Here is a 26,373-nt window from a genome sequence, read left to right on the forward strand (position 1 = left end):
GCTTGGAAAAGTTCCGTCAAAATCGCCTGTAGCCAGGGTCCGCTCAAGAGTTGCGCCCAATGGCAGCAGAAGGATCGAGCAGGAATGCGAACTCGACGGAAACGCTCCAACCACAGACGGTCGACAACAAGGAAGAACCAAAAATGATAAAGAGCAACAGTACGACCTTTGGGAGACTACGCAAGTTTGTGCAGATGGCTTTATGCCTCTGTGTGGCGATCTTTGCGGCCCAGCCAGCGTTCTCGCAGGCTGACCAGGGCGCAATCACCGGAACAGTAACGGATTCGACCGGCGCGGTAGTTCCAAACGCAGCCGTGACGGTAACCAGCACGGACTCGGGCCTCGTCCTTAAGGGAACGAGCGACAGCAGCGGCGTCTTCGTCTTCTCGCCCTTGAAGATCGGCACATATACCGTCTCCGCGGTTGCGCCGGGATTTTCAACGACGACCCAGGAAAACGTTACCCTGCACGTTCAAGACCGCATCTCGCTTCAGATTTCTCTGAAAAATGGCGCTGAGAACACTGAAGTTACGGTCACTTCCGCACCACCGCTGCTTCAGACTGAAGAAGGTTCGTCCGGCCAGGTTATCGAGTCGAAGACGATCAACGACACCCCTCTAAACGGACGTAACTGGATCTTCATCGCGCAGCTCACCGCCGGTGTCGCTCCCGCTAACGGAGCTCGCGGACAAAAAGGTGGCGACTTCAACGCGAACGGCCAGCGCGCTGAGCAGAACAACTACATCATGGACGGCGTCGACAACAACGTAAACGTGGTCGACTTCTTTAACGGTGCCAGCTACGTCGTACGTCCTCCGCCGGATGCTCTGGCTGAGTTCAAAGTGCAGACAGGTGCTTACAGCTCAGAGTTCGGCCATTCTGCGGGCGCTGTTGTAAACGCTTCCATCAAGTCGGGCACCAATCACATCCATGGATCTGCTTGGGAATACATTCGTAATGACGCCTTCGACGTTCGCGAGTTTTTCCAGGGTGAGTCTCCGATCGCGAAGTACCGCCAGAACCAGTTCGGTGCGACCCTCGGTCTTCCGATCATCAAGGACAAGCTCTTCTTCTTCGGCGACGTAGAAGCAGACCGCATCGTCTTCGGCGAGACGCACTCCGGCTTGAGCGTTCCCACCGCCAAAGAGCGTACCGGAGACTTCAGCGAGCTTCTGAATCCGGCGCTCACAAGCGGCAACGCGGCAATCCAGTTGTACGATCCAAACCCGAATGCAAACGGGTCTGCCCTGGTTGCAGGCAACCGGCTTGATCTTGATCCAAACGTCACGCTTGATCCGGTAGCCCTGAAGCTGCTCAGCCTTTTCCCGAATCCCAACATCGGTGCGGCTGGCCAGACTTATAACAACTTCACCAGCCAGACCAATACCCTGGATAACACCTTCCAGTGGGACACCCGTATGGACTGGAACATCACGTCGAAGGATCAGGCATTTGGGCGTTACAGCTATAACCATGAACCATCCACGCACCCTGCAGCTCTTGGATCGGTTCTGGATGGTGGCGGCTTTGGTGACACGGGCCAGCTCGTGAGCCTTGGCGAAAACTTCGCCGGCAGCGAGACCCACATCTTCACTCCGACACTTACGAATGAATTCCGTTTTGGCTATAACTACGGCCACTATGCCGGCTTGCATGAGAACGCGAACAACAGCGGACTGGCAACCAGCCTGGGTCTTGGAGGCATTCCCTTCGCTCAGAACAACGGCGGTCTGCCGTTCTTCAGCGTAGGCGGACTCTCCAACTTCGGTTCGCCACAGTTCTACGCCACCAATGAGTACGAGAACGTCTATCAGATTCTCGACAATGTCACGAAGGTCAAGGGCAACCATACCTTCAAGGCCGGCGTAAACATTCAGCGCATCCGGTTCTCTACCTCGCAGCCAACCCAACCCCGCGGTACCTACACTTACACCGGCGTCTATACCAGCAAGGTCGGAACCAGCAATACAGGCTTCGGCATCGCGGACCTCCTGACTAATAACATGAACAGCGCGGCCATCTCGAATGTCTTTACATCCGATGACGTCCGCTTCAACCGTGCCTTCTACGTGCAGGACGACTGGAAGGCCAGTCCGCGTCTCACAGTGAACTATGGAATTCGATACGACTACTCAACTCCATACCTGGAGCGTCACGACAACCAAGCTGCCTTCGTGCCGACCAATGGCCCGATCGCGAGCGGTGGAACTGGCGAATACCGCATACCGATCAGCAAGCAGGGCGTCACGCTGCCAACGGCGTTCACGCGGCTTCTTGCGGCTGACAACATCGCGCTCACTTACACCAAGAACCGTTACCTGGTCGAACCGCAGAAATCCAACGTGGCACCACGCGTGGGCTTCGCCTACAAGGTGACCGACAAGGCTGTTGTTCACGGAGGCTACGGTATCTTCTTCGGCGGTCTCGAGAGCACCGGCTACTATCCCAACTTCGGCGAGAACTTCCCGTTCGAGTTCGACTCGGGTTTCGCGGCCGGAAGCTGTTCGGCTGGCGCATCTTGCAAGAACAACGGCTTTACGCTCGAGAACGGGTTCACCAACGCCATCTCTAAGGGACTTCTCAATGCCATCCAGCAGCCCACGCTGCGTGGTGGTGATGCGAAGGTCAAGACTCCCTACAGCGAACAGTACAACCTGACTGTCGAATACGGTATCAGCAACTCACTGGTTGCTTCGGTGGGTTATGTAGGTGCGGTCTCCCGCCACCTGCAGACATTCCCGAACCCCAACGGACAAGTAGCGCTGACTCCGAATGGCTTCAGTGGCTATGTAGATGCAGCTGGGGACAAGATTAATCCCCTACAGCCCTACCCGCACTTCGGTGGTTTCTCCTATACCGCCTACCGTGCGTCAGCTAACTACAACTCGCTCCAGGGTAAGTTGGAGAAGAGACTCACCAACGGCCTCAGCTTCCTTTCGACCTATACCTGGTCGCATGCGCTTGATGATGCTCCAACACCTCTCGGCAGCAGCAACGACAACGGCTACCGCAGCCTTAACATTCTCGGTCTCGGTGCAGACTACGGGCCTCCGGGCTACGACGTCCGTCACCGTCTCACGGTCAACGGCAACTACGAGCTTCCATTCGGCAAGGGCCGTAAGTACCTCAACAGCGGCGGCATCGCAGACTATGCGATCGGCGGATGGTCAAGCAGCCTGGTGTTCCGTGCTCAGACGGGCCAGCCAATCTCCATCAGCTCCAGCGGATTTACCGACTCGATCAAGAATCCGGATGGCACCACCACTGTAACCGACTCCTACACCAGCCCCTCAGGCTCAGGTATCAACGCGAAGCGAATCGCTGATCCGTTCAAAAGCGGCGGATCACCGAATATCGCAAGCGACCAGACCATTACGTGCCCAACCAAGGTTCGTACCGTCATCAACTGGTACAACCCCTGCTCCTTCACTAATCCGAAGTCCGACGACATCGGCTATTCGAATGCGGTTTATTCTGACGGCACGAAGGTTCCGAACACGGTTTCCGGCGCTGCGGCGTTTGCTTATGTCGGAGATGCTCGTGGACAGACCTACAGCCCTGGATACGTCCGTACCGATATGTCGCTGTTCAAGGCTTTCCCCACCTTCCGCGAGCAGAACCTTCAGTTCCGCGCGGACGTCTTCAACCTGCTGAACACTCCGGGTTACGGAGCGCCCAGCAACAACGGCGTGAGCCAGAACGGCGGTCAGATCACCGGTGCTCGTACTTTCCAGGCGAACACCCCTGATTCTCGCTTCTTCCAGTTCTCGCTGAAGTACACGTTCTAGGCGATAACCAATCCACTGCACTAGAATCCAAGGCGGATGCGTCCTGAAAATGGGGCGCATCCGCCAAGGACTTTTATCTATGTCTCGACCTCAAATTCGCGTGTCTTTGAGGGCCTCAAGGTTCCTGGCAATCATTCTGACTGCGCTCACTCTGGATTCCTCGGTTTCGGCCCAATCTTCCGCGAAACATCTTATGTCCTCGGCCGATCAGTCGGCACTCAAGCGCGCCCTCGACGCATACGACCAGGGCGATCTCAAGACATCTGAGCCCTTACTTTTGGACCTTGCTGTGCGCTTCCCGGCGAGCTACCAGGCTAACGAGGCTCTAGGCAGTCTCTATGCGGAGAGCGAGCGCACGGATGTGGCGCTTCCGTATCTTCGACGTGCCTGCGCAGTGGCTCCTCACGAAGCCGTCGCCCATGCCAATCTTGGCGCTGCCTACCTGAAGTTGAACAAGCCAGCCGAGGCTATCGTGGAGCTTCGCATCGCGCTCAAGTCTGATCCGAAGAACGCAGCAACGCAGTCGAACCTCGGCCAGGCTCTTATGCTCAAAGCTCAACCTGCGGAAGCGGCGAAGGCCTTTGCCGCTGCCTCTGCATTGCAGCCCGCGGACGCTACGGTCCAATACAACCTTGCGCTCGCGCTGTTTGACGCAGGGTCGATCAAAGAGGCGAAGGCCGCGCTTGACCGCATTCCGGCAGCAGCGGCCAACGACCAGACGGACTCTCTCGCCGGGGACATTGAGGAGAAGTTGGGAGACTTTCAGCAGGCCATCGCGCACTATCAGGCGGCTGCGAAGTCGAACCCAAGCGATGCCAATCTCTACGCCCTTACGATCGAGCTGATGCGTCACTGGACCTGGGATGAGGCGGTAACCATGGCTGACTTCGGCACTTCGCGATACCCCGCTAGCAAGCACTTCGAGGTCGCGAAGGGCATTGCTCAGTTTGGCGGCCAGCACTACCCGGAGGCAGTCGTGACTTTCTCCGACCTGCTGCAGAAGGAACCCGAGAACGCGCTGTACGCGGATTTGTTGGGTAGGAGTTGCTCGGCAATCGCGGAGGACGCGAGTGCGCAGTGCAACGGGCTCTCGGAGTTTGCTCATCGCCATCCGGAGAACGCGCAGGCGGCGACTTTTGCGGCGGTGAGCCTGCTGCATAGGCCGTCTGCAGAGCAGGACAAGCCCGAAGTGAAGCGGCTTCTTGACCAGGCGATTGCGGCGGATCCGAAACTTCCCGAAGCGCACTTCCAGCTTGCGGTGCTCGAGCAATCGCAGACGCAGTGGCTGGAGAGCGTCGCTCCTCTGAAACGGGCCATCGAGTTGCGGCCTACCTACCCCGAGGCGCACTATCGGCTTTCGCGGGCCTATGCGCATCTTGGAAAGAAGGACGAAGCGCAGCAGGAGATTGCACTGCAGCAGAAGTACACGCAGCAGGCGAAGGACACCGTGAATACGCACCTTCAGGAGGTCGTGACATTTCTCGTCAAATCCAACTGAACGCGGGGCAGAACCTGAGCGCAACGCTTCGCGAGATGGGAGCGAAGCGAGGCTGGGACCGTCGTGAGTTTCTGCGCACCGCAATCGGCGCGGCCACAGCGACCTCCTTGAGTGGATTTTTGCCGCTGCGGGCACAGCAGCTTCCTCGCGGGCAAAAGGCAGTTGTGGTCACGTTCGGCGGCGGAGCCCGCGATGAGGAGACCTTCGCTCCGGAAGGCCAGGAGAACATTCCACATATGCTCAGCGAGTTGATTCCGCAGAGCACATTCTTTACGCAGGTCATCAACCACGGCATCCTGGGGCACTATGTGGCGACGGCTTCGCTGGCCACAGGAGCCTACGAGACCTTCAACAACTTCGCGCAGACGCCGCCCGACAACCCGACAGTGTTTGAGTACTTTCGAAAGGACCTCAAGCGGCCCGCGCACGATGCGTGGATCGTGGCTCCGAGCAACGGTTTCAACCGCATTGGCGCAAGCGATCGCCGTGGTTTCGGGCCGGAGCTTGGCGCGGAGGTCTTGCTGCCGAAGCAACTGCTCGCTGCGGCGATGGGTGGCAAGTCCGGCAACGACTACGAGCACCTGCTGCGCGATAACTACGAGTCGCCACTCTATACCTCTGCTGTGGGCGGTGGCAGCGGATCGCACGATGCGGAGATCGAGAAGGTAGCCGACATCTTGAAGCTGTCGGTGGATGACTTCACGTCTCATGCGCGATCGCTCGCGAGTCCCGACGAATTGTCGGTATTTATAGCGCGGCAGTTGATGCGGCAGCTCTCGCCCAGCCTGCTTTGGATCACGCTGCACGATATCGACATTGCGCACTCTGGCGCGTATTCGCTCTATCTCGATGGCATCCGGCGCTCCGACCGGCTGTGCAGCGACATCTGGAAGGCGATCGAGACTGATCCGGAGTACAAGGGCAAGACGACGATGTTTATCCTCCCGGACTTCGGCCGCGACTCCGATATCTCTCCGGGGGGCAACGGCTTCCAGCATCACCGCACCGGCGACGCTCTGTCCCGGACCACGTGGATGATGGTGCTTGGGCCGGGAGTGCGTCAGAACGCGGTGGTGGACCGTCCGGTCGACTCGCTGGACTTGGTACCGACGCTGGGGAGTCTGCTCGGCTTCTCTCCCACTTACGCCAAGGGATCGCCGCTGCGGGAGGTGCTGTAGCCATGCTGCCCACACAGTTGAAGCCCGCAGACTTCGCTGCCTACCCGCCGCGGGCACGCGCCTTCGCAACGGAACACCTCACGATCCTGCAGCAAGTGCCCCTGTCGCTACTTCCAAGTCTGTTGAACGAGGTGATTGGATTCGACTGGAAACTACCTGCCGAGCGCGCCCAGATCGATCGGCAGGTGCAGTGGCTTGGGGCCATGTCGCCCGCTCAGTTGGCGGACCGCACAAAGGAGTTCGCAGGGCTTCGGCTGAGCGCGGACCTCGAAGCGATCGACTGGGTCAACGTGCCGTCTTCGTTTCTCGAGCAGTTGACGGCGTGGCTATGGAGCACCCAGCAGATGGACGCCTTCCACGCGGCGGCGGACAGTTACACGGCAAAGCTTGCGGAGGCCGCCCCCACGCCGGCGCCCGCTATGCCGCGGCTCGCAATCGTCATCGTTGGCAAGGGAGTGGAACAGACCAGCTTCCGCCCGTTCAGCAAGCTCCGGGCGCACGGGACTTATTTCACGAAGATCAAGCCGGATGGTGGAGTCGACGCGATCCTTGCACATGCTTCTGCGCGAGCGCAGAAGAACCCGGAGAAGGCCGCCTTTGCCCATTGGTATGTCGATGGTGGCACCGCCGAGCCAACTAACGGCCTGACGCAGATCTCTTACGACGCCCTGGCACCGGCGAGAAGCGCCTTGCTTGGCAGGACGCAGCAGACGATCAGCTCAGGCACCTCCGGCCCGGAAGCGTTGCGCTCGCTATTGGCTCAGATGAAGCCGCAGGATGTAGGCCTGGCAACTGGATCTGATCGCGAAGTTTTGAATCACTTTCAGCTCAGTCTGCTGACGCAGGGTTCGGGTACGCAGATCTTCTCGACTACCTTCGTTCAGTGGGCCGGGCGCGAGTGCCTACGCCGCGCCCAGCCTTCCACACTTGTCCTTCGCTACGCCCCCCGGCAGGAGCAGCAGCCCATGAATGCGATGCTCAGCGGCGCTCCGATTGAAGGTGGAGGCCCGAAGTCCGATCCCGAAGGCTCACTGATCGACGCCGATATGGGAGCGTATTACACCTGGCTCAATCTCCAGCGGCTCCCAGGTTCAGACCAGTCGCGTTTTCTTGCTTGGTTTGAAGGCCATAGTCAGGCAATCGCTATCGGTCCGGACCTGCCGCGAGGCACGGTGTCGGACTCATCCCTAAACCTTGCTGGAGTGCTTCGGCTTCTCGCCTGAAGGCCGTGCATAACCCGATGACTGGGCGTATGAAAACTTCCATGTAAGCCTTTACATTCATTATCTCGATAGCGTTTAGTAGGTATGTCCAAAAATCCAAAGCCTTCCGCCGCGAAAACGTTTCACCGATGAACACAGGAGCGAACTCTTGAACCTCTGCAGGATCTTCCTCGCCGCCACTCTTGCCCTTCCTCTTACGCTTAACGCGCAGATGCCCCATGTCGAAAAGCGCGGCGACAACTTTGCTATGACCGTCGATGGCAAGCCGTTCCTTGTGCTCGGTGCGCAGATCAACAACTCGAGTTCCTGGGCAAGCACGCTTCCTGGCGTGTGGCCCGCCCTCGCCGACCTTCACGTGAACACGGTCGAAGCGCCTGTGTATTGGGAGTTGATGGAGCCGACGCCCGGCAAGTTCGACTTCGCCAACGTCGACCTGCTGGTGAAGGGAGCGCGCGAACACAACCTTCATCTCGTGCTGCTGTGGTTCGGGACGTGGAAGAACGGTCAGAACCACTACGTACCGGAGTGGGTCAAGACCGACCCCATCAAGTATCCGCGTGAGCAAACGGCTTACGGCAAGCTGCTCGACGTGATGTCGCCCCATTCGACCAACAACCTTGAAGCCGACAAGCACGCCTTCGCTGCGCTGATGCGTCACGTGAAGGAGATCGACGGCAGCAAGCACACCGTCATCATGATTCAAGTGGAAAACGAGTCAGGCTCAGTCGGCTCGGTGCGCGACTATTCGCCCGCCGCGCAGAAGCTCTTCGAAGGCGCGGTGCCTGAGGCGTTGACCTCCACGCTGCACACGGCGAAGACGGGAACGTGGTCGCAGACCTTCGGAGCGGATGCTGATGAGAGCTTCGCGGCCTATGCGACTTCGAGCTACATCAATGAGGTCGCGAAGGCGGGGAAGGCAGAGTATCCACTGCCGATGTACTGCAACGTGTGGGTGACGTATCCGGTGCACGCGCTTGAAAACCGCGATAAGGCCAGCGCGGGACAGGAGTATCCCAGCGGCGGAGCGCAGCAGCAGAGCATCGCAATCTGGAAGGCCGCTGCACCGAACATCGATGTGCTTGCGCCGGATTTCTACTCCGATGACGTGCCCTTCTATCATTCCGTGGTCGCGGCTTATCATCGTTCGGATAACGCATTCTTCGTACCGGAGACGGGTATCGCGAAGAACTTTGGCCGCTACTTCTTCTACGCGCTCGGTCATGGCGCTATCGGCTTCTCGCCCTTCGGTATCGACTACACGGACTGGACGCTGAAGAAGCACGAGATGCCGGACTTCCTCTCGGCAGACTATGCGTTGATCGGGCCGATGCAGAGCGAGATTGCGCAGTTCAATCTCGAGGGCGAGCTACAGACGGCGGTCGAAGATCCGGGAATGGCACGCGAGCAGTTACATTTTGGCGATGTGGTTGCGACGACTTCGTTTGGCTTTCCGCAGAAGGATGGTGAAGTTCCACCGGGCACATCGGACTCGCATGGCCGCGCCCTGGTTGCGCAGATTGACGGCAAGTCCGGCGAGTATGAGTTTCTAGCGACGGGCTTTGATGCCAGCGTCAGCTTCACCTTCTCGCCGGAGTATGCGAAGGCTCACAATGCGCAGCTTGAGATTCTTCGCGCAGAGGAAGGGAACTACGAGAACGGTGTGTGGAAGATGACGCGCATCTGGAACGGCGACCAGACCGACCGTGGCCTGCAATTTCATGCCGGAGCTCCTGGACAGGTGGTTCGCATCCGCCTCCACTCACTGCCATTGACCGGCGAACTCGCCGCCCGCTAGGAGAACGATTGATGAACCGCTTTCGCATTGCTGCAACTCTTGCTGTCTTCGTTGTGTCGTCTGCCGCAACATCGGCAGTCGCGCAGAAGACGCCCGCTGTCGGCGCGATGAACGATGTCCTGTACGGGGCTGCCTATTACAACGAATACATGCCCGCCGATCTACAGCCGGGACGACTGGATAAGGACATCGCGCTGATGAAGGCCGCCGACATCACCGTTGTCCGCATGGGCGAATCCACCTGGAGCCTGTGGGAACCCGAGGACGGTAAGTTCGAATATGCCTGGATGGATCGCGTCGTCGATGCGATGGGCAAGGCTGGCATCAAGGTAATCATGGGCACGCCGACGTACTCCATCCCGACGTGGATGTATCACGAGCATCCTGAGATGCTGGCGCGGCCGCTGGGTGGAGCGCAGACCTTCTACGGCATGCGGCAGAACATGGATACGGACAACCCGACCTTCCGCTTCTATGCGCAGCGTGTGATCCGCAATATGGTCGAGCACTACAAGAACAACCCCAACGTGATTGGCTGGCAGATCGATAACGAGACGTCATCTTACGGTGCTTCGAACAACGATGTTTTCACTGGCTTCGTCGATCATCTGAAGCAAAAGTTTGGAACCACCGACAACCTGAACAAGGCGTGGTTCCTGAACTACTGGGGTGAAGATGTAAACGGCTGGGAGAACATGCCGCCGCGCGACGGCACGATCAGCACGAGTTACAAATTGGAATGGACGCGCTGGTCGCAGATGCGAGTTACGAATTTTCTCGCGTGGCAGGCTGCTTTGGTGCGTGAATACCGCGGACCGAACCAGTTTGTCACGCAGGATTTTGGCGGCGCGATGAGGCGCGACGTCAATGAGTTTGAAGTGAGTAAGTCGCTCGATGTGGTCGCGAACAACCCATATCACGCGACTCAAGATCACTTCGACGGGCAGAATCAAGCCGAGCAAGGCGACTACTCGCGTTCACTGAAGCACATGAACTATCTCGTCACTGAGACCAACGCGCAGACCACCGATTGGTCATCGTCCTATCAGTACCCACCCTATGATGGTCAGCTTCGTCTGGATGTTTACACGCATCTTTCAAGTGGCGCCAACATGGTCGAGTACTGGCACTGGGCTTCCATTCACGCCGGACAGGAGACCTATTGGAAGGGTGTCCTGTCGCACGATCTTGAACCCAATCGCGCCTATGCGGAGGTATCGAAGACTGCACATGAGTTGAAGAGGATTGGCCCGCAACTCGTCAATCTGAAGATCAAGAACGACGTTGCGATTCTTTACAGCGTTGACTCGGCGAACGGCCTCGACTTCATGCCCTTTGCATCGGAACCGCGCCAGGGCTGGGCGATGGGGCGGACTACCGCTGACTACAGCACTCTGGTGCATCAGCTTCATCGCGCTCTCTTCAACGCCAATGTTGGCGCGGACTTTGTCTTCCCAACTGCGACTGCGGCTGATCTTTCGCAGTACAAGCTGATCGTTGTTCCACCGCTCTACATTGCAGACGACGCGTTGCTCACGCGGCTGTCCGATTATGTGAAGGGCGGCGGTCATATGTTGATGTGTTTCAAGTCCGGCTTCGCCAACGAGAACTCCGCAGTCCGTTGGGTGATGGCGCCGGGGCCATTGCGCGAGGCTGCGGGCTTCAGCTACCAGGAGTTTTCCAATCTCGAAAAGCCTCTCGCGCTTAAGGATGATCCATTTAAACTTGGGGACGAGAATAAGGTCTCGCATTGGGCAGAGTTTTTGAAGCTTGAGCACGCGAAGCCTCTCGCTTTCTACGATCACCCTTTCTTCGGACAGTGGCCGGCGATCACGCGGAACGAGTTTGGCTCCGGCACTCTGACCTACGAAGGCACCTTGCTCACCGACAAGCTGCAGGAGCAGGTCGTCCTGGCGGCGCTTGCAGATGCCCACATCGCAGCGAATCCCAACACCTTGCCCGCGCCGATCCGTGAGAAGAGCGGCGTCAACGGCAAGGGAAATACGCTGCATTACTTCATCAACTACTCCAGCGAGAAGCAGAGCTTCACCTACAACCAGCAGGCCGGGACCGACCTGCTTACAGGTAAGTCTATAGGGGCCGCGCAAAGCGTGGATATTGCTCCCTGGGACCTCGTCATCGTCGAAGAAGTCAAGTAAGCATAATTGCAACCTATTTAGTTACATTTTGGAGAAAGATCGAAATGCGTAGACGGGAATTCCTCAAGACCTCAGCCACAGTCGCAGCCGCAACCACGCTCCCTGCAGTCGCCTTCGCCGCGCCTGCATCGATGGAGAACCCACGTACCGTTCTCCCTATCAACCGGAATTGGCGCTATCACCCGACCAAGGTCAGCGGTGCCGATGCCCCGAGCTTCGACGACTCGAAGTTCGAGCGTATCGTAATTCCCCATACGAACGTGAAGATGCCGTGGCATAACTTCGACGACAAGATGTACGAGTTCGTCTCGACGTATCGCCGTCGCTTCAAGACTCCCGCCGCTGCCAAAGGCAAGCGAGTCTTCATTGACTTCGAAGGCGCTATGACGGCGTCGACGGTCTACATCAACGGCCACAACCTCGGCGAATATAAGGGCGGCTTTACGCCGTTCTCGTTCGAGTTGACGAAGTATCTGAAGGCCGAGGGCGAGAACGTTCTGGTCGTGCATCTCGACTCGACCGAACGCGCCGATATTCCGCCGTTCGGATATGAGATCGACTACATGACCTTTGGCGGCATCTACCGCGAGGTCTCGCTACGAATCGTCTCGCCGACCTACATCGACAACATCTTTGCCGCGCCGAAGAACGTTCTCAGCTCGTCACCGTTCGTCGATGTCGATTGCTTCATCGCCGCTGAATCCGCTGACGGCTCGTATTCGCTCGTCGTCAAGCTGAGCGATGCGGACGGTAAAGAGATTGCGCGGCAGGAGCAGACGATTGCGCTGAACACTGCGGCTGATCCTTCTGCTGCGAAAGACCCCGAGACATCGGCCTCTCCTTACGCGAGCACGCAGACGACGACTGATCCGGCCAAGCACACTATCACGTTGAAGGACCTCAAGAGCATCAAGCTCTGGGATATTCAGGACCCCAATCTCTATACCGTGCATGTGCTGTTGCTGAAGGATGGCAAAGTCATCGATGTAGACTCGCGCCGCATCGGCTTCCGCGAGGCTATGTTTACCGATGGTGGGTTCTCGCTGAATGGAAAGATCGTCAAGCTACGCGGCCTTGACCGTCACCAGACCTTCCCTTTTGTTGGTCAGGCCATGCCTGCACGCGTACAGAAGAGGGACGCCGACATCCTGCGCAAGGGGCTGCATTGCAACCTCGTACGCACTTCTCACTACCCGCAATCACGCCACTTTCTCGACCGTTGCGATGAGATAGGGCTGCTAGTCCTCGAAGAGATTCCAGGCTGGCAGCACATTGGGCCTGAGCCATGGAAGTTGGTTGCCATCGACAACGTTGGCCGCATGGTGCGCCGCGACTGGAACCATCCGTCGATTATCCTGTGGGGCGTTCGCATCAACGAGTCGAAGGACGATCACGACTTCTACATTCGCACTAATGCCTTCGCGCATGCGCTCGACACGACGCGCCAGACCGGCGGCATCCGCTACTTCCAGGAGTCTGAGTTCCTTGAAGATGTCTTCACGATGAATGACTTCGGCTTCCCGCTGAAGAAGCCGGTTCACGGGAAGTATCTAAACACGGAGTTCGTGGGCCACACCTATCCGACGAAGACGACCGACGATGACGAGCGTCAGCGTGAACATACGCTGCGCCATGCCCGCATTCACAATCAGCTTGCGTCGGACCCGCAGTATGCAGGCGGAATTGGCTGGTGCGCCTTCGACTACAACACGCACGCGAACTTTGGTGCGGGCGATCGTCTCTGCTATCACGGCGTCATCGACATCTTCCGTGAGAACAAGCCGGCTGCGGGCTTCTACAAGTCGCAGTGCGATCCGGCTGAGGAGATCGTTCTTGAGCCCGCGTTTCACTGGGCCAACAGTGATGAGTCCGTCGGCTTCAGCGAGATGGTCGTCTGCTCCAACTGCGAACACCTGAAGTTCTTCATACGCGAGTCAGGTAACACCACGGCTGAGTGGAAGCTCGCAGCGGAGGCCGATCCGGATCGTAAGGAGTTCGAGCACCTGAAGTACGCGCCGTTCGTACTCAAGAAGGACGAGATCGACTTCAAGAAGATTGACCTGTTCTGGGGCGACCTGCGCATCGATGGCTTTATCGGCGGCAAGCAGGTGATCTCGAAGTCGCTCTCGGGCGATGGAGCGAACAAGAAGTTCACGCTGCTGCCTGACGATGAATCGCTCATGGCCGATGGGGCGGACACCACACGTGTGGTTCTTCGTGTGACCGACGAGTTCGATGCGATCCGCACTTACGCTGACGACCCGATCGAGTTCACGCTGGAAGGCCCAGGCGAACTGATTGGCGAAAATCCGTTCTCGCTCGTTGGTGGAACAGGTGCTGTGTGGGTGCGTGCGAAGGAGGTGGCAGGTACTGTCAAGCTCACGGCAAAGCATCCGCGGCTGGGCTCGAAAAGCGTCAGTTTCAAGCTCTCCTCAGTGCCTGCTGAGACCGTGTAAGCTTGTCCGGACGTTTTCTATGGGCGTCTGCCGGTACCTCCGGCCGACGCCCTTACTGTTTGCCGAGGTGTTTCCATGCAACGCCGCCATGTCTTGAAGCTTGCCACGCTCGCAGCCGCTGCGGGCAGTTCACGGTCGCGTCTCTTCGCATCTGCCGCTCCGGATACAACACCTGTCAAGCGCGTTCTCATCGTCTTTAAGTGCCATCTCGATGTCGGGTTCACGCAGACGCAGGCGCAGGTGATGCGGAAGTACTTCGATGAGTACTATCCGGCTGCTATGGCGCGGGCTGCGGAGATGCGCGCGGCTGGCTCCGATCGCTACATCTGGACCACTGGATCGTGGCTGCTGTACGAGTATCTCGACCAGGCCACGCCCGCGCAACGTAAAGCGATGGAAGCTGCGATTCATGCGGGCGATATCACCTGGCATGCGCTGCCGTTCAGTTGGCAGACGGAGATGCTTGACCGTTCGATGATCGCGGGCGCGCTGGGTCTCTCTGCCGATCTCGATGCACGCTTTGGTCGCAAGACGATCGGAGCGAAGATGACCGATGTGCCGGGACATACGCGTGGCATCATCGCTCCGCTACAGGCTGCTGGAGTGCGCATGCTTGACATCGGCATCAACGCCGCCAGCGTTCCACCGGACGTGCCGGATGCGTTTCTGTGGCGCGATGAAGGGGGCCATTCGCTGGCGATGATCTATCATCGCCACGACTACGGCAGCGTTATACAGATTCCCGGCTCGGACCTTGCTGTCGCTGTAGAGGTTCGCAACGACAACAGCGGTCCGCACACGATCGAAGAGATCAAAGCCATCTATGCGAAGCTTCGAGCGCAGTTTCCCGGTGCAAGCGTGGAAGCTTCGACGCTCAGCGATGTTGCCACTGCGATGGAGCCGTTCCGTGCGCAACTGCCCGTGTTTACAGGAGAGATCGGCGATACGTGGATCTACGGCATCCCCAGTGATCCGGCGAAGGTTGCGCGATTTCGCGAGGTCGCGCGGTTGCGGCAGCAATGGATCAAAGAGCGCCACTTTGATGTAGGCGATTCGACTGACCGGCAGCTTCTGCGGCGGCTGCTGCTTGCGGTGGAGCATACATGGGGCACGGACACGAAGAGCTATCTCGACAACGATCACTATCGTCCGGCAGACCTCGCCGCGGTCATCGATCAGCCAGCTTATAAGACGATGACGACAAGCTGGCAGGAGAAGCGAGACGATATCGATCTTGGTATTGCTGCGTTGCCTGCAGATCTACGCGAACAGGCTGCCGCGCGATTGAAAGAGATTGCTGTAAGCGTACCTGCGAGCGATGGACTGAAGCCGCTCGAACTCACGAACAAGATCGAAGCCAAACACTTCACGCTGCAGATCGATCCGGAGAGCGGTGCAATCACCAGCCTCGTTGCGCATGGGGCTAAGCATGATTGGGCCTCTACTGAAGCGCCGATGGCGCTGCTGACTTACCAAACGCTTTCGGCGGCGGAGTTCGCGGACTATCTCGACCGCTATGTGCAGATCAAGGCGGACTGGGCTCCGCGCGATTTCGGCAAACCGAATATCGAGCACTTCAACGCAGTATCGCAGGAGTGGCACCCGAAGCTTGTCGGCTCTTTCTCGTCGCACGATAGAGACGGAGTGCGCATCGTGCTTCACATGCAGATCGCTGACGACAAGGCAACGGCCCTAGGTAGCGTGGCGTGGCCGGCGGAGTTCTACATGGAGCTCACGTTGCCTGACCGTGAGCCAACGATTGATGTTCGTTTGACCACGATAAACAAGGCTGCGAATCGCATGCCGGAGGCGCTGTGGTTCACCTTCAACCTGCCTGCGGATCAGCCGCTTCAATGCTGCTTGAACAAGGTCGGTGAGGATGTCTCCTCTTCCGATGTTGTGAGCGGCGGTGGCCGTGCCATGCACGCGGTGAATGGGCCCATCAGGCTGCGGCAAGGGAGCGGTCAGAGTCTGGAGATCACCAGCCATGATGCCCCGGTGGTCGCGCTGGGCACGCGCTCGCCGCTGAACTTCTCGCGGCAGCTCCCCAGTCTGCGCCAGGGAGTTCACGTTTGCCTCTTCAATAACGCCTGGGGCACGAACTATCCGCAGTGGGCTTCGGGCGACTGGCTCTACCGGTTTACGCTCCGTGCAAATGCTTAGCGTCGCGCAGAAGACATAGCTTGTATCGATTGATGCTTGCACGCCTCTGGCGGAGCAACCGCAGAGGTCGTTTCTCCATCTTTCACATTGCAACCGAGAGCGTTTGACCTGCAAGAGCGCAGGTTTCGCCCGCGGGAACGAATTTGATTTATGGAGAATCACCATGAAGAAGTATGCCTTTGTATCGTGCGCCGTTCTGGCCGCAAGCATCTCCGCAACCCTGCTTCCTGTTGCCGCACGCGCGGCAACGGATGACGACAAGAAGTTTCTCGCAACCGCAGCTCAGTCCGATCAGAACGAGATCGCTCTGAGCAAGCTTGCGTCCGATAAAGCTACCAATCCGGCAGTAAAAGCGTTCGCCGACAAGATGGTCACAGAACACGAGAAGATGACCAGCGATATGAAGCCTTTCGCTGACTCCTGGGGACTGACCGCTCCACAGGGGCCGGATGCTGACCATCAGAAGAGTCTGGATAAGCTCAACGGTTTATCCGGCGCTGACTTCGACAAGGAGTATATGAGCGACATGGTCTCGGACCACGCCAAGGCACTGAGCGCGTTCACCAGCGAGGCGAAGGACACCAAGGACGTGAAGTTTCGCTCGGCTGTGATCAAAGGGAAAACCGCTGTCGCGGCGCACAAGAACATGGCCTACGACTTGAAGAAGAAGCTTTAGTCTTAGTCGTAAATGAGCAACGAAAAACAGTAAGCAACGAAAAGCCCTCCGACAATGGAGGGCTTTTTCCTGATGCAACGAAATACTCTAGGCTCTGGATGCTGCCGCGATACGGCGAAGCTCCGGAAGAATCTTGCCAAGTGGCAGGGCTTCCGCATTGGGCGTGCCGAGAGCGAAGTAGGCGGAGCGGTAAAGCTGGTAAAGCTGCTCGTAGACTGCGACGGCTCCGGGCTGCGGCGAGTAGGTCTTGAAGGGGAGGCAGATCTTCTCCTGTGCAGCCTGAACTGACGGGAAGACGCCGGCTGACAACAGCGCGAAGATGCCTGACCCGAGGCTGGTGGGCGTTCCATCCGGAACCAGCACGGGCTTGCCGAGGACGTCTGCGTAGATCTGGTTCAGCACGAGATTGTTTTGCGGGATGCCTCCTGCGTTGATGACTCGCTCGACGGGTACACCGTGCTCGGCCATGCGCTCGAGGATGATGCGGGTGTGGAAGGCGGTGCCTTCAATGGCCGCGTAAAGCTCATCCTGCGCGGTGGTCAGCAGGTTCCAGCCGAAGGTGACGCCGCCAAGCTCGGGGTTCACGAGCACGGTGCGGTCGCCGTTGTCCCAACTCAGGCGGAGCAGACCGGTCTGGCCTGCCCTATAAGTCTCGAGACCCTGTGCGAGCTCGCGGACCTTCACGCCTGCGCGCTTTGCGATGGCTTCGAAGATGTCGCCGGTGGCGGAGAGTCCCGCTTCGATGCCGGTAAGCGCAGGGTCGACGCTGCCGGGAACGACACCGCAGACGCCGGGCACAAGCTCCGCAGTCTTCGCCATCGCGATGATGCAAGTGGAGGTGCCGACGACGTTGACCACGTCGCCCTCCTTGCAGCCCGCGCCGATGGCGTCCCAGTGTGCGTCGAAGGCGCCGACGGGGATGGGAATGCCTGCTTTCAGGCCCATCTCGGTGGCCCAGGGTTCGGAGAGATGGCCGGCGATGTGGTCGGAGGTGAGGTACTCGCCACCGAGCTTCTCGCGGATGCCATCGAAGAGCGGGTCAAGTTTACTTAAGAACGACTGCGGCGGGAGACCGCCCCATTTCGGGTTCCACATCCACTTGTGGCCCATGGCGCAGATGCTGCGCTTGACCAGCTTCGGATCGGTGACGCCGGTGAGCGTTGCAGCGACCATGTCGCAGTGTTCGAGCGCGGTGGCGAACTTGTCGCGCTTGTCGGGATTGTGGCGCAGCCAGTGCAGGAGTTTGGCGAAGCCCCATTCGTGCGAGTAGACGTTGCCGCACCACTCGATGGCTTCCAATTTTTCGGAGCGTGCTAGCGAGGTGATGTGGCGTGCCTCTTCGAGCGCCCGGTGGTCGCACCAGAGGTAGTAGTCGTTCAGAGGCTGCATCTTCGCGTCGACCGGGATGACGCTGGAGCCGGTGGTGTCGAGAGCGATTGCGGCCACCTGCTGGCCGTCCACGCCGGTCTCTTCGAGGACCTTGCGGGTTGCTCGGACGAGTGCCTTCATCTGCTCCTCGTGCGACTGGGTGGCGAAGTCGGGGTCTTCGCGCTTCCGGTTCAGCGGATACTCGGACGAGGCCGTCCCCAGCCGTCCCTTTTCGCTGTCCAGCAGCGTCACCCGTACACTCAAAGTTCCAAAGTCCACACCTGCAACAATCGCCACGTTTGGTTCCTCCGCTCTCTGGCCGGTCTGGTCTTTGTCCGGCGCGAGTAAGCGTTTACCAAACTATCAGGAACGACGGGCTGTTGCCTATCCTTATCCTCCAATCGCACGCGCAAAGACGAACTGCGGAGCTCATTTCTGACATTCCTTGAAGAAGATGTCCATGTGAGCTACAGTTAATTCACTCCGGAGAAATCAGACCCCGCCGTCGCGAACTCCGATTCCCACCCTACAATTCATTTCTTCAGTGTGAAGACCCTTTCTCCTCCGATTGAAGAAGCTCTCGCAGCATTCGGCCAGTGTTCCGACAGTGTTTTGCCGACTCCGCTTAAGCAAAGTTCCGATTCTCACGATTCCGCACTCTGATTCTGCATTTCAAGGAGCATTCCATGAATTCCAGCCGACTCAACTCTGGCGTATCACGCCGTTCGTTCATGCGCTTTGCGGGCGCCGCCGCAGCAGCCATGCCCATCTTCACCGAAGCTCACTTCGCGCAGGCCGCGATGCAGGCTGCTCCTGCGGGCAAGGCCGCAGCCAAGCCGCGTCGCCGCATGACCTTCCCCGAAGGCGCGGTGCTGATCAACGCGAATGAGAACCCGCTGGGCCCATGTAAAGCGGCATGCGAAGCCATCGCAGCCATCGCTCACAAGGGTGGCCGTTACGACATCGACGGCGAGACAGCCAAGCTGACCACCACCTTCGCTCAGCAGAACGGCCTCAAAGAGGACTACATCGCGGTCTACGCTGGCTCTTCCGAGCCGCTGCACTTCACGACTCTCGCGTTCACCTCGCCTACCGCAGGCTTCGTCACCGGCGACCCGTCGTATGAAGCAGGCATGCGCGCCGCGCAGATCTCCGGCGCGAAGATCTCCAAGGTTCCGCTCACCTCGACCTACGCGCATGACGTGAAGGCGATGGTCGCCGCGGACCCCAACGCAGGCATCATCTACATCTGCAACCCCAACAACCCGACCGGCACACTCACCTCGAAGGAAGACATCGCCTGGGCAGTAGCCAACAAGCCGAAGGGCGCGATCGTGCTCGTCGACGAAGCTTATATCCATCTCTCGGATTCGCCTTCGGTGCTCGACATGGTTGCCGCGGACAAGGACGTGATCGTCCTGCGTACCTTCTCGAAGGTATACGGCATGGCTGGCATCCGCTGCGGCTTCGCAGTAGGCCGTCCCGACCTGCTAAAGAAGCTCGAGGCCTACGGCCAGAACGCGATGCCCATCACCGGCTCCGCGGCTGCGAACGTCAGCCTGCTCGATGCGGAACTCGTTCCGTCGCGGAAGAAGATCATCGGCGACATCCGCAACGATACCTTCGACTTCCTTACAAAGAACAACTACAAGTTCATTCCGTCGCAGTCGAACTGCTTCATGATCGACACCGGTCGCAACGGACGCGAAGTCATCACGGCGATGCAGGCGAAGAACGTCTTCATCGGGCGCACCTGGCCGATCTGGCCGAACATGGTCCGCGTCACCGTGGGCAGCGCCGACGACATGGCGAAGTTCAAGGTCGCGTTCAAAGAAGTCATGGATAAGCCGGCGACTGCCGGACTCCACAATCCTTTCGAAGGCAACGGCCTGCCCGACCTCGCGTAGATCCACAAACGCGGTGCCCCCACATCTCGATTCTGAGACGTGGGATTCCACCAATCTCCATCGATGCCCCGGCCTTCACGCAGCCGGGGCATCGGCGTTATCCACTACAAGTACGAAAGGGAACCGCCTTGCCCAGCCTCACACGTCTTGCTGCCGCCGCTCTTCTGATCGCCTCTCCGGTATTTGCCCAGCACAAAGTCACCGACGCCGAGGTTGCGAAGATCACCCGCGAGGCGATCCTGATCGACACACACAACGACGTCACCTCGCGCACCGTTGAGGGCTACGATATCGCGACACCGAACAAGAGCGGCCAGACTGACCTGCCGCGGATGAAGGGCTATCTGGGTGCGGAGTTCTTTGCTGTGTACGTTGGCGCGGAGTATGTGAAGGACAATCACGCGGCCAACCGGGCGCTAGAGATGATCGACACGGTGAAGACGGACGTGGTCGCGGCACACCCGAATGATTTTGTCTTTGCGACGACAGCTGACGAGATCATCGCCGCGCATAAGGAACATAAGATTGCCGCGCTGATGGGCATTGAAGGCGGCCACGCTATCGAAGACTCGCTGCGGCTGCTGCGCGATTACTACGCGCTCGGCGTGCGCTACATGACGCTGACCCACTTCAACACGAATCACTGGGCCGACTCGCAGGGCGATGTCGAAGACACCTCCGTGCCCAAGCACAACGGGCTGACGCCGTTCGGCAAGGATGTCGTTCGCGAGATGAACCGGCTGGGCATGATGGTCGACATCTCGCACGTTGCCGACAAGACCTTCTATGACGCGCTTGAGACCAGCAGTGCGCCGATCATCGCGTCACACTCGGCTTGTCGCGCGGTCTCGAACTTCACCCGCAATATGACCGACGAGATGATCAAGGCGCTGGCTGCGAAGGGCGGCACCATGCAGATCAACTTTGGCTGCGACTTCCTCTCGCAGGACTACTACGACAAGTCGAAGCCGCTGATGAACGAGATGCGGGCGAAGTATCTTGAGGTCTTGAAGATCCAGGATGCGGAGCAGAAGAAGGCGGCCATGGAGGCGCTTGAGGCTTCGATGGGCGGCAAGATTCCGCCGGCAACGCTGGCCGATGTCGTCGCGCAGATCGACCACGCGGTGAAGGTGGGCGGCATCGACCACGTCGGCATCGGCACGGACTTCGACGGTGTGGGCTGCGTGCCCAAGGAGCTTGATTCTTACGACAAGTTCCCGGCGCTTACTCGGGCGCTGCTCGAGAAGGGTTACTCGGCGGAGGACATCAAGAAGATCTACGGCGGCAATCTGCTGCGGGTGATGCACGCGGTTGAGCAGCGGGCGAGGGAACTGAAGTCCACTGCGGCGATCGAGACTAAGTACGCGGAGAAGTAGCGGCAGGGAATGCGGCTCTCGACTGCGCGACGGAAGGTGGTTCCGTCCGTCGCTTCGGTCGAGATGGATCTCATCGCGACCTACGCCTGCTGCTGCCAATCGTCTTCGGCCGTGGTCTCGCCTTCGGTCCAGATCCATTCGATCTTCTGATAGGTGAAGGTGATCTCTTCGCGCAGCGGCAGACCGTTGTTTGCGGGGTCTTCGCTCTCGACCAGGAACTCACGGATTGAGGCGATGCTCGCGTTCGTCAGGCGGATCGTGTAGATCTCGGTATCCATCACGGGATCGACCGCGCCGGCGGTCCAGAACTGCAGCGCCCACGAGGTGAGGTTTTCGTTGTCGACGAAGGCGCTGCGCAACGCCGTGGAGGCTTCGTCAATCTCCTTGACAACGCAGATGGGCTGATGCTGCCTAACCCCAGTCGGCAGGCCGGAGGCCGGGTCGCGCGGACTTACAATTTTGTTCGAGAACGAGAGAAGCTCAATGCTGTCCTCCCGGCCCTTGTCAGTGACTGGCCCCGCAATCAGTCCTTGCCGCTGGCCCTTGAGCGTCAGATACGCGTTGACTGCCATCTTGTAACCCCTCAGTTCGATGTGGTGTCAGTTGCTTCGTACACATGGAGCGACGAAGGTGCCTCGGCTGCTCTCTTCCGAGAGCCACCCATCTTATGCGAAGTCAAGCGGAGTGGTCACGAGCGAAATCCAAAGACCGCTGTTTTTATCAAACTAAAAGGGGATGATTTTGCGACTTGCGCGGAGCCATTAGCGTCCCAGGTAGGTCTTGTACTGCGTCTCGACCACGCCGATGCTGCGGGCCAGCGCGAGCTTCGACCGGTTGTACTGGAACTCGCTCTGCACCAGACGGTCCTGTGCGGCGGCCAGTGTTGCCTCTGCCTGGACCAGGGGAAGATTGTCCGTGACACCGGCCGAGAACCGGTCGGCGGCATCCGAGAGCTCCTGCTTGGAGAGCTCCACGTTACTGCTGGCGACCTTTACCAGGTCCGAGTTCGATTGGACGTCCAGCATATTGGAGCGAATCTGCTGGTCGATGTCGGCCTTGACGCTGGCCAGTTGCTGGTGGACCTTGTCGATCTGCGCGTTCGCCACTTCGGTTTCACCGCGAAGCGCGGCTTCCTGGAAGATGGGGAACTGTAGCTTGCCGGCGGCCACAAAGTTGCCGTGGTAGAGGCCGGTGGTCTCGCCCAGAACACCATAGAAGCCGCTGGCGGAGAGGGTCGGGAGGCGCTGGTAGCGGACTGCCTTCTGCGTCCGCTGGGCGACTTCAAGCTGGGCCTGGAGAGCGAGGTAGTCCTTCCGCCGCGTAAAGGCGAGCGTGAGCGCATCGGGCCGGGTCATGGTGGCGAGCTCGGCGAAGGGCACCGTATCGGTCAGCTCCAACTCCTGGTCTGCTGGAAGACCGATCAGGCGGGAGAGGGCAATCTTGTCCTTGGCCAGCTTGTTCTCCGCGCTGATGCGGACTTGCTGCTGGTTCTGAAGCTGCACCCTCGCGCGAAGCACGTCGAGGTTGATCCCAACGCCTGCATCGTGCGAGAGCGTCGCCTGCCGCAGGGCTACCTCGTCTGACTTTTCGAGGGCAATGGCGTTCGCGATCTGCGAGGCGTCGGCGATGCACTGAAGATATTGCGTGCCGGTGCTGAGCGCCACGTTGCCGCGTCCCAGCTTGGTGTTCAATTGGGCGACCAGCTCGGCTTTTTGCGCGGCACGGTAGAACTCATACGCCGGCAGATTGAAGAGCGCCTGGCTGACGTTCACCTGCGCGGCGGTGGTGTTTACCTTGACGATCTCGGAGAACTCGCCTGCCGGTATGTTGAGACCAGCGAGCGAGGACGGCTTGAAGCCCATGGCGGCAAGATTCAGCTCCTGCGCAGTGGATTTGAACTGGGCCGTCAGGTTGGGCAGGAGAGCATTGCCCGTCGTTAGAATTTCACCACGGATCGCCCGCTCATTCTGCTGCGCGAGCACCTGCTGGAGGTTGTACTCCATCCCTTGCTGGATGGCGTCGTCCAGGCTGAGGCGAAGCGGGCCAGGAGTGGTGGTAAGGATGGGAAATCCGTTGGTTCCCGCAGAAAGGGTGCGGTTTAAAGTCGCGACACTCGGTGTCGGGGCCTGAGGCAGGTCTGCGGTCGCCTGCGCGGCAGGAACCTGCGCCAGCAGGCTGGCCGCGCCGAAGGCAAGCGCCAGAGCCGGTGCGGTCACGGCCTGGGAGATCCCGTAAGTTGTTGTGGAGGTACCGCGCGATCTCATCTTCACTTTAGTTAGAGTGCCACGGAAGGGTAGAGGTTGCGAAATTCATTCTCCGATCTCTCCGCCTGTAGTCGCTATGCCTCATTTCCAGTGCAATTGCTGTCGCATGATCGCTGCGCAGCCAAAGAAGATCCCAAGACTGTTGCGTCTTTACGATTCCATCTAAAATGAGAGTTGCTGGAGAAGAACAGGAACCTTATGCGTCTAAATGCCATGAACCGATCGATCGCCCGCGCTCTCTTCGCCTCTGCTCTGCTCGCCACAGCCAGCCTGTCCGGTCTGGCCCAGAACGCGGTGCCTCCGGGCAAAGGCAACAGCTTTCGCGACACGTCGATGGTGAAACCGCCCGCAGGAGCAAAGGTTGCGATCTATGAGTTCGAGGACCTGGAGTGCCCAGCCTGCGCGCACGCCGCGCCTATCGTCCACGCCGCGATCGATAAATATAAGATTCCGCTGGTACGTCATGACTTTCCGCTCAAGATGCACGTCTGGAGCTTCGACGCGGCCATTACCGCCCGTTACCTTCAGGACAAAGTCTCGCCGAAGGTGGCCGACGACTTCCGCCGCGATGTCTTTGCCTCTCAGACAGCCATTGCCAGCAAGGACGATCTCGAAAACTTCACCCGGCGGTGGTTTCAGCAGCACGGCCAGAACATGCCGTTCGTGATGGACCCGAACGGTCTCTTCCGCGCCGAAGTGCAGGCCGACGAGACGCTGGGCGAACGGATCGGCCTGAGCCAGACACCGACGATCTTCGTGGTCACAACGAAGGGCTGGACGCAGATCATGGATCCGAACTACCTCTATCAGACGATAGACCAGGCGCTGGCCCAGGCGGGCCCGGCTCCTGTGACGAAGCCGGCCGTAAAGGCTGCGGCGAAGAAGCAGTCCGGGCTGTAAACAAGGAGCGCTTCTTCGCGACTTCCTACTTGCTCTTTGATGGACCCCAGCCGCAGTGCCAGTTCCGGCAGTGTGCGTTGAAGGTGCAGTGGAAGATCCCGACGCTTAGGTTGGGCTCGAGCGATTGTTCGACGGTCACGGACTTGGATCCGACTTTCGAGGCCGACTTTACCACCAGGGTTCCGGCGCTGGTCTCTGAGGCGCGCTCGATGTGGATGGTGCCGCCGAAGTCGACAACCTGGGCAATCGCAGCCTGTAGAGCCGTTGCATCGGCGACGGGAATTCCTACGAGGTGCTCATGCTGCGCTTCAGAGAGCGGCAGTTCAGCCATCGCGAGCTTGCGCCAGTCGTGCTTCAGCAGCGAAGCGCGGGAGTGGTCGGTGAGTGCGGACTTGACCCAGTGATTGAAGGCTGCGGTGTCAGGCGCTTTGGTGGCGCCGGGGTGAGTTGCGGTTGTCATAACGAATCTCCTTTGTGAGCGAGTCGTTACGATCGAACAGGCTCACACCGCAAGAGTGCGGTTCCGTGGAGCGCCGTTACAGCATTTGTGTGAAGCTAGCGGATCTGGACGAGCTCGGGCGAACCGTGCGATGTCGATCCCGGCGTGATCTGCGAGGTCTGCGGCGCGCGCCAGTGGTCGATGTAGCTGACCTGGTGCACGCAGCTGATGGTGCAGTTCGGGGAGCAACTCTTCTCGGTCAGGAACTCACGCTTCACGTCCGCCGTCTGGTAGCCGGAAAGCGGAACGCCGGGGTAGCCGCGCTGCTGACTGCAGTAGTGCACCAGGCCGTTCTCGCAGATGTAAAGGTAACGTCCGCCCGCACGGCAGCGCCAGTCGTTCGGCTTGCCGTTGGCGATGGCTTCCTGGAAGTGGTTGAAGCGGGAGTAGCTGCGGCGAGTGAGGTTGCGGACCTTGTCCCAGACGTTGCGCTCTTCTTCGCCGAGCGGCTTCAACTGACCGCTGCCATCGTGAATGATGCCGATGGTCGAGCTGAAGCCGAGGCCCAGAGCGCGTTCGCTGACGATCAGCGCATCCTGCGGGGGCGTGCCGCCGCCGACGACCGAGTTGATGTTAACGTGGAAGTCGGCGTACTCGGCCAGCATCTGCAGCTTCTTGTCGAGAACTTTGAGCGACTTCTTCGAGACCTCGTCGGGCATGACGTTGTCGATCGAGATCTGCATGTGGTCGAGGCCGGCCTTGTTCAAGCGCTCGATGCGCTCGGGCATTAGCAGGTAGCCGTTGGTGATCATGCCGGCGATGGCGCCAGTCTTGCGAATGCGGGCGATGATCTGGTCGAGCTCCGGATGCAGCAGCGGCTCGCCGCCGGAGATGGTGATGACCGAGGTGCCGAGACGGCCGAGGTGGTCGATGCGCCGGAGCATCTCGTCGACCGGGACGGGATCGGAGAAATCATCGTACTCGTTGCAGTAGGTGCAGGCGAGGTTGCAGCGCCGCATGGGCACGATGTGCGCCATGTACGGGTGGCCGGTCGAGGCCAGGGCGGAGCCGATCGAGCCTAGCTCGCGGAGCTTGCGGGTCACGGCCTTCATGCGCCGGGTGCTCTTGCTCGAAGGTTTGACGGTCTTGATCGTCCGAACGGCGGGAGTATCCACGCCCTGAG

At 59.2% G+C, this 26,373-nt stretch carries 17 protein-coding genes; 12 read left to right on the forward strand and 5 right to left on the reverse strand.

All coding sequences use genetic code 11. From position 1 onward, the window contains the following. Positions 1 to 143 precede the first annotated feature (143 nt). The 9 genes from HDF16_RS15135 (at position 144) to HDF16_RS15175 (ending at position 16,936) form a co-directional block, all read left to right on the forward strand. Positions 144 to 3,788 (forward strand): TonB-dependent receptor, encoded by a 3,645-nt coding sequence (locus tag HDF16_RS15135; RefSeq protein ID WP_246409133.1) that lies wholly within the window; start codon positions 144 to 146, stop codon positions 3,786 to 3,788. Between the two features lie 193 nt (positions 3,789 to 3,981). After that, positions 3,982 to 5,286: a tetratricopeptide repeat protein gene (locus tag HDF16_RS15140; RefSeq protein WP_184218046.1), complete on the forward strand. Its 1,305-nt coding sequence runs from the start codon at positions 3,982 to 3,984 to the stop codon at positions 5,284 to 5,286. A gap of 35 nt (positions 5,287 to 5,321) precedes the next feature. Further along, a complete protein-coding gene (locus HDF16_RS15145) occupies positions 5,322 to 6,464 on the forward strand; it encodes a hypothetical protein (protein WP_246409135.1) in 1,143 nt (380 codons plus the stop codon). Between the two features lie 2 nt (positions 6,465 to 6,466). After that, entirely contained in the window at positions 6,467 to 7,687 is a 1,221-nt protein-coding gene (locus HDF16_RS15150; protein WP_184218048.1) for a hypothetical protein, read from the forward strand. 148 nt (positions 7,688 to 7,835) lie between these two features. Continuing rightward, positions 7,836 to 9,482 (forward strand): DUF5597 domain-containing protein, encoded by a 1,647-nt coding sequence (locus HDF16_RS15155; protein WP_246409137.1) that lies wholly within the window; start codon positions 7,836 to 7,838, stop codon positions 9,480 to 9,482. 11 nt (positions 9,483 to 9,493) lie between these two features. After that, a complete protein-coding gene (locus HDF16_RS15160; RefSeq protein ID WP_246409139.1) occupies positions 9,494 to 11,641 on the forward strand; it encodes a beta-galactosidase in 2,148 nt (715 codons plus the stop codon). A gap of 44 nt (positions 11,642 to 11,685) precedes the next feature. Further along, positions 11,686 to 14,097: a glycoside hydrolase family 2 protein gene (locus HDF16_RS15165; RefSeq protein ID WP_184218050.1), complete on the forward strand. Its 2,412-nt coding sequence runs from the start codon at positions 11,686 to 11,688 to the stop codon at positions 14,095 to 14,097. A gap of 75 nt (positions 14,098 to 14,172) precedes the next feature. Continuing rightward, a complete protein-coding gene (locus HDF16_RS15170) occupies positions 14,173 to 16,260 on the forward strand; it encodes a DUF5054 domain-containing protein (RefSeq protein WP_184218052.1) in 2,088 nt (695 codons plus the stop codon). A gap of 163 nt (positions 16,261 to 16,423) precedes the next feature. Then, entirely contained in the window at positions 16,424 to 16,936 is a 513-nt protein-coding gene (locus HDF16_RS15175) for a DUF4142 domain-containing protein (protein ID WP_184218054.1), read from the forward strand. Between the two features lie 87 nt (positions 16,937 to 17,023). On the opposite strand, the gene HDF16_RS15180 is transcribed toward HDF16_RS15175, so the two are convergent. Next, complete coding sequence (locus HDF16_RS15180; RefSeq protein WP_184218056.1) at positions 17,024 to 18,601, reverse strand: ribulokinase; 1,578 nt, start codon at positions 18,599 to 18,601, stop codon at positions 17,024 to 17,026. A 389-nt stretch (positions 18,602 to 18,990) separates the two neighbouring features. On the opposite strand from HDF16_RS15180, the gene HDF16_RS15185 reads away from it, so the two are divergent. Further along, positions 18,991 to 20,211 (forward strand): pyridoxal phosphate-dependent aminotransferase, encoded by a 1,221-nt coding sequence (locus tag HDF16_RS15185; RefSeq protein ID WP_184218058.1) that lies wholly within the window; start codon positions 18,991 to 18,993, stop codon positions 20,209 to 20,211. A gap of 128 nt (positions 20,212 to 20,339) precedes the next feature. Further along, a complete protein-coding gene (locus HDF16_RS15190; RefSeq protein ID WP_184218060.1) occupies positions 20,340 to 21,587 on the forward strand; it encodes a dipeptidase in 1,248 nt (415 codons plus the stop codon). Between the two features lie 80 nt (positions 21,588 to 21,667). Here the strand turns inward: HDF16_RS15190 and tssD are convergent, their stop codons facing one another. Together tssD and HDF16_RS15200 are read right to left on the reverse strand one after the other, a co-directional pair. Further along, positions 21,668 to 22,159 (reverse strand): type VI secretion system tube protein TssD, encoded by a 492-nt coding sequence (tssD, locus tag HDF16_RS15195; RefSeq protein WP_184218062.1) that lies wholly within the window; start codon positions 22,157 to 22,159, stop codon positions 21,668 to 21,670. A 189-nt stretch (positions 22,160 to 22,348) separates the two neighbouring features. Beyond that, positions 22,349 to 23,851, reverse strand: a complete 1,503-nt coding sequence (locus HDF16_RS15200) for a TolC family protein (protein ID WP_184219192.1) — start codon at positions 23,849 to 23,851, stop codon at positions 22,349 to 22,351. A 213-nt stretch (positions 23,852 to 24,064) separates the two neighbouring features. Between HDF16_RS15200 and HDF16_RS15205 the strand changes: the two genes are divergently transcribed. Next, positions 24,065 to 24,751 (forward strand): DsbA family protein, encoded by a 687-nt coding sequence (locus HDF16_RS15205; RefSeq protein ID WP_246409141.1) that lies wholly within the window; start codon positions 24,065 to 24,067, stop codon positions 24,749 to 24,751. A gap of 25 nt (positions 24,752 to 24,776) precedes the next feature. Here HDF16_RS15205 and HDF16_RS15210 read toward each other — a convergent pair whose 3' ends face one another. Further along, a complete protein-coding gene (locus HDF16_RS15210) occupies positions 24,777 to 25,211 on the reverse strand; it encodes a hypothetical protein (protein ID WP_184218066.1) in 435 nt (144 codons plus the stop codon). 95 nt (positions 25,212 to 25,306) lie between these two features. Next, entirely contained in the window at positions 25,307 to 26,302 is a 996-nt protein-coding gene (locus HDF16_RS15215) for a radical SAM protein (RefSeq protein ID WP_184219195.1), read from the reverse strand. Between the last annotated feature and the right edge of the window lie 71 nt (positions 26,303 to 26,373).

The organism is Granulicella aggregans (genome assembly GCF_014203275.1).
Lineage (GTDB): Bacteria > Acidobacteriota > Terriglobia > Terriglobales > Acidobacteriaceae > Edaphobacter.

What these genes read in the sequence shown, in the direction of transcription:
- HDF16_RS15145 (WP_246409135.1), top strand. Translation starts at nt 5,322, where the DNA reads ATGGGAGCGAAGCGAGGCTGGGACCGTCGTGAGTTTCTGCGCACCGCA.
- HDF16_RS15200 (WP_184219192.1), bottom strand. Translation starts at nt 23,851, where the DNA reads ATGAGATCGCGCGGTACCTCCACAACAACTTACGGGATCTCCCAGGCC.
- HDF16_RS15135 (WP_246409133.1), top strand. Translation starts at nt 144, where the DNA reads ATGATAAAGAGCAACAGTACGACCTTTGGGAGACTACGCAAGTTTGTG.
- HDF16_RS15150 (WP_184218048.1), top strand. Translation starts at nt 6,467, where the DNA reads ATGCTGCCCACACAGTTGAAGCCCGCAGACTTCGCTGCCTACCCGCCG.
- HDF16_RS15160 (WP_246409139.1), top strand. Translation starts at nt 9,494, where the DNA reads ATGAACCGCTTTCGCATTGCTGCAACTCTTGCTGTCTTCGTTGTGTCG.
- HDF16_RS15175 (WP_184218054.1), top strand. Translation starts at nt 16,424, where the DNA reads ATGAAGAAGTATGCCTTTGTATCGTGCGCCGTTCTGGCCGCAAGCATC.
- HDF16_RS15165 (WP_184218050.1), top strand. Translation starts at nt 11,686, where the DNA reads ATGCGTAGACGGGAATTCCTCAAGACCTCAGCCACAGTCGCAGCCGCA.
- HDF16_RS15210 (WP_184218066.1), bottom strand. Translation starts at nt 25,211, where the DNA reads ATGACAACCGCAACTCACCCCGGCGCCACCAAAGCGCCTGACACCGCA.
- HDF16_RS15140 (WP_184218046.1), top strand. Translation starts at nt 3,982, where the DNA reads ATGTCCTCGGCCGATCAGTCGGCACTCAAGCGCGCCCTCGACGCATAC.
- HDF16_RS15170 (WP_184218052.1), top strand. Translation starts at nt 14,173, where the DNA reads ATGCAACGCCGCCATGTCTTGAAGCTTGCCACGCTCGCAGCCGCTGCG.
- HDF16_RS15215 (WP_184219195.1), bottom strand. Translation starts at nt 26,302, where the DNA reads ATGAAGGCCGTGACCCGCAAGCTCCGCGAGCTAGGCTCGATCGGCTCC.
- HDF16_RS15185 (WP_184218058.1), top strand. Translation starts at nt 18,991, where the DNA reads ATGAATTCCAGCCGACTCAACTCTGGCGTATCACGCCGTTCGTTCATG.
- HDF16_RS15205 (WP_246409141.1), top strand. Translation starts at nt 24,065, where the DNA reads ATGAACCGATCGATCGCCCGCGCTCTCTTCGCCTCTGCTCTGCTCGCC.
- tssD (WP_184218062.1), bottom strand. Translation starts at nt 22,159, where the DNA reads ATGGCAGTCAACGCGTATCTGACGCTCAAGGGCCAGCGGCAAGGACTG.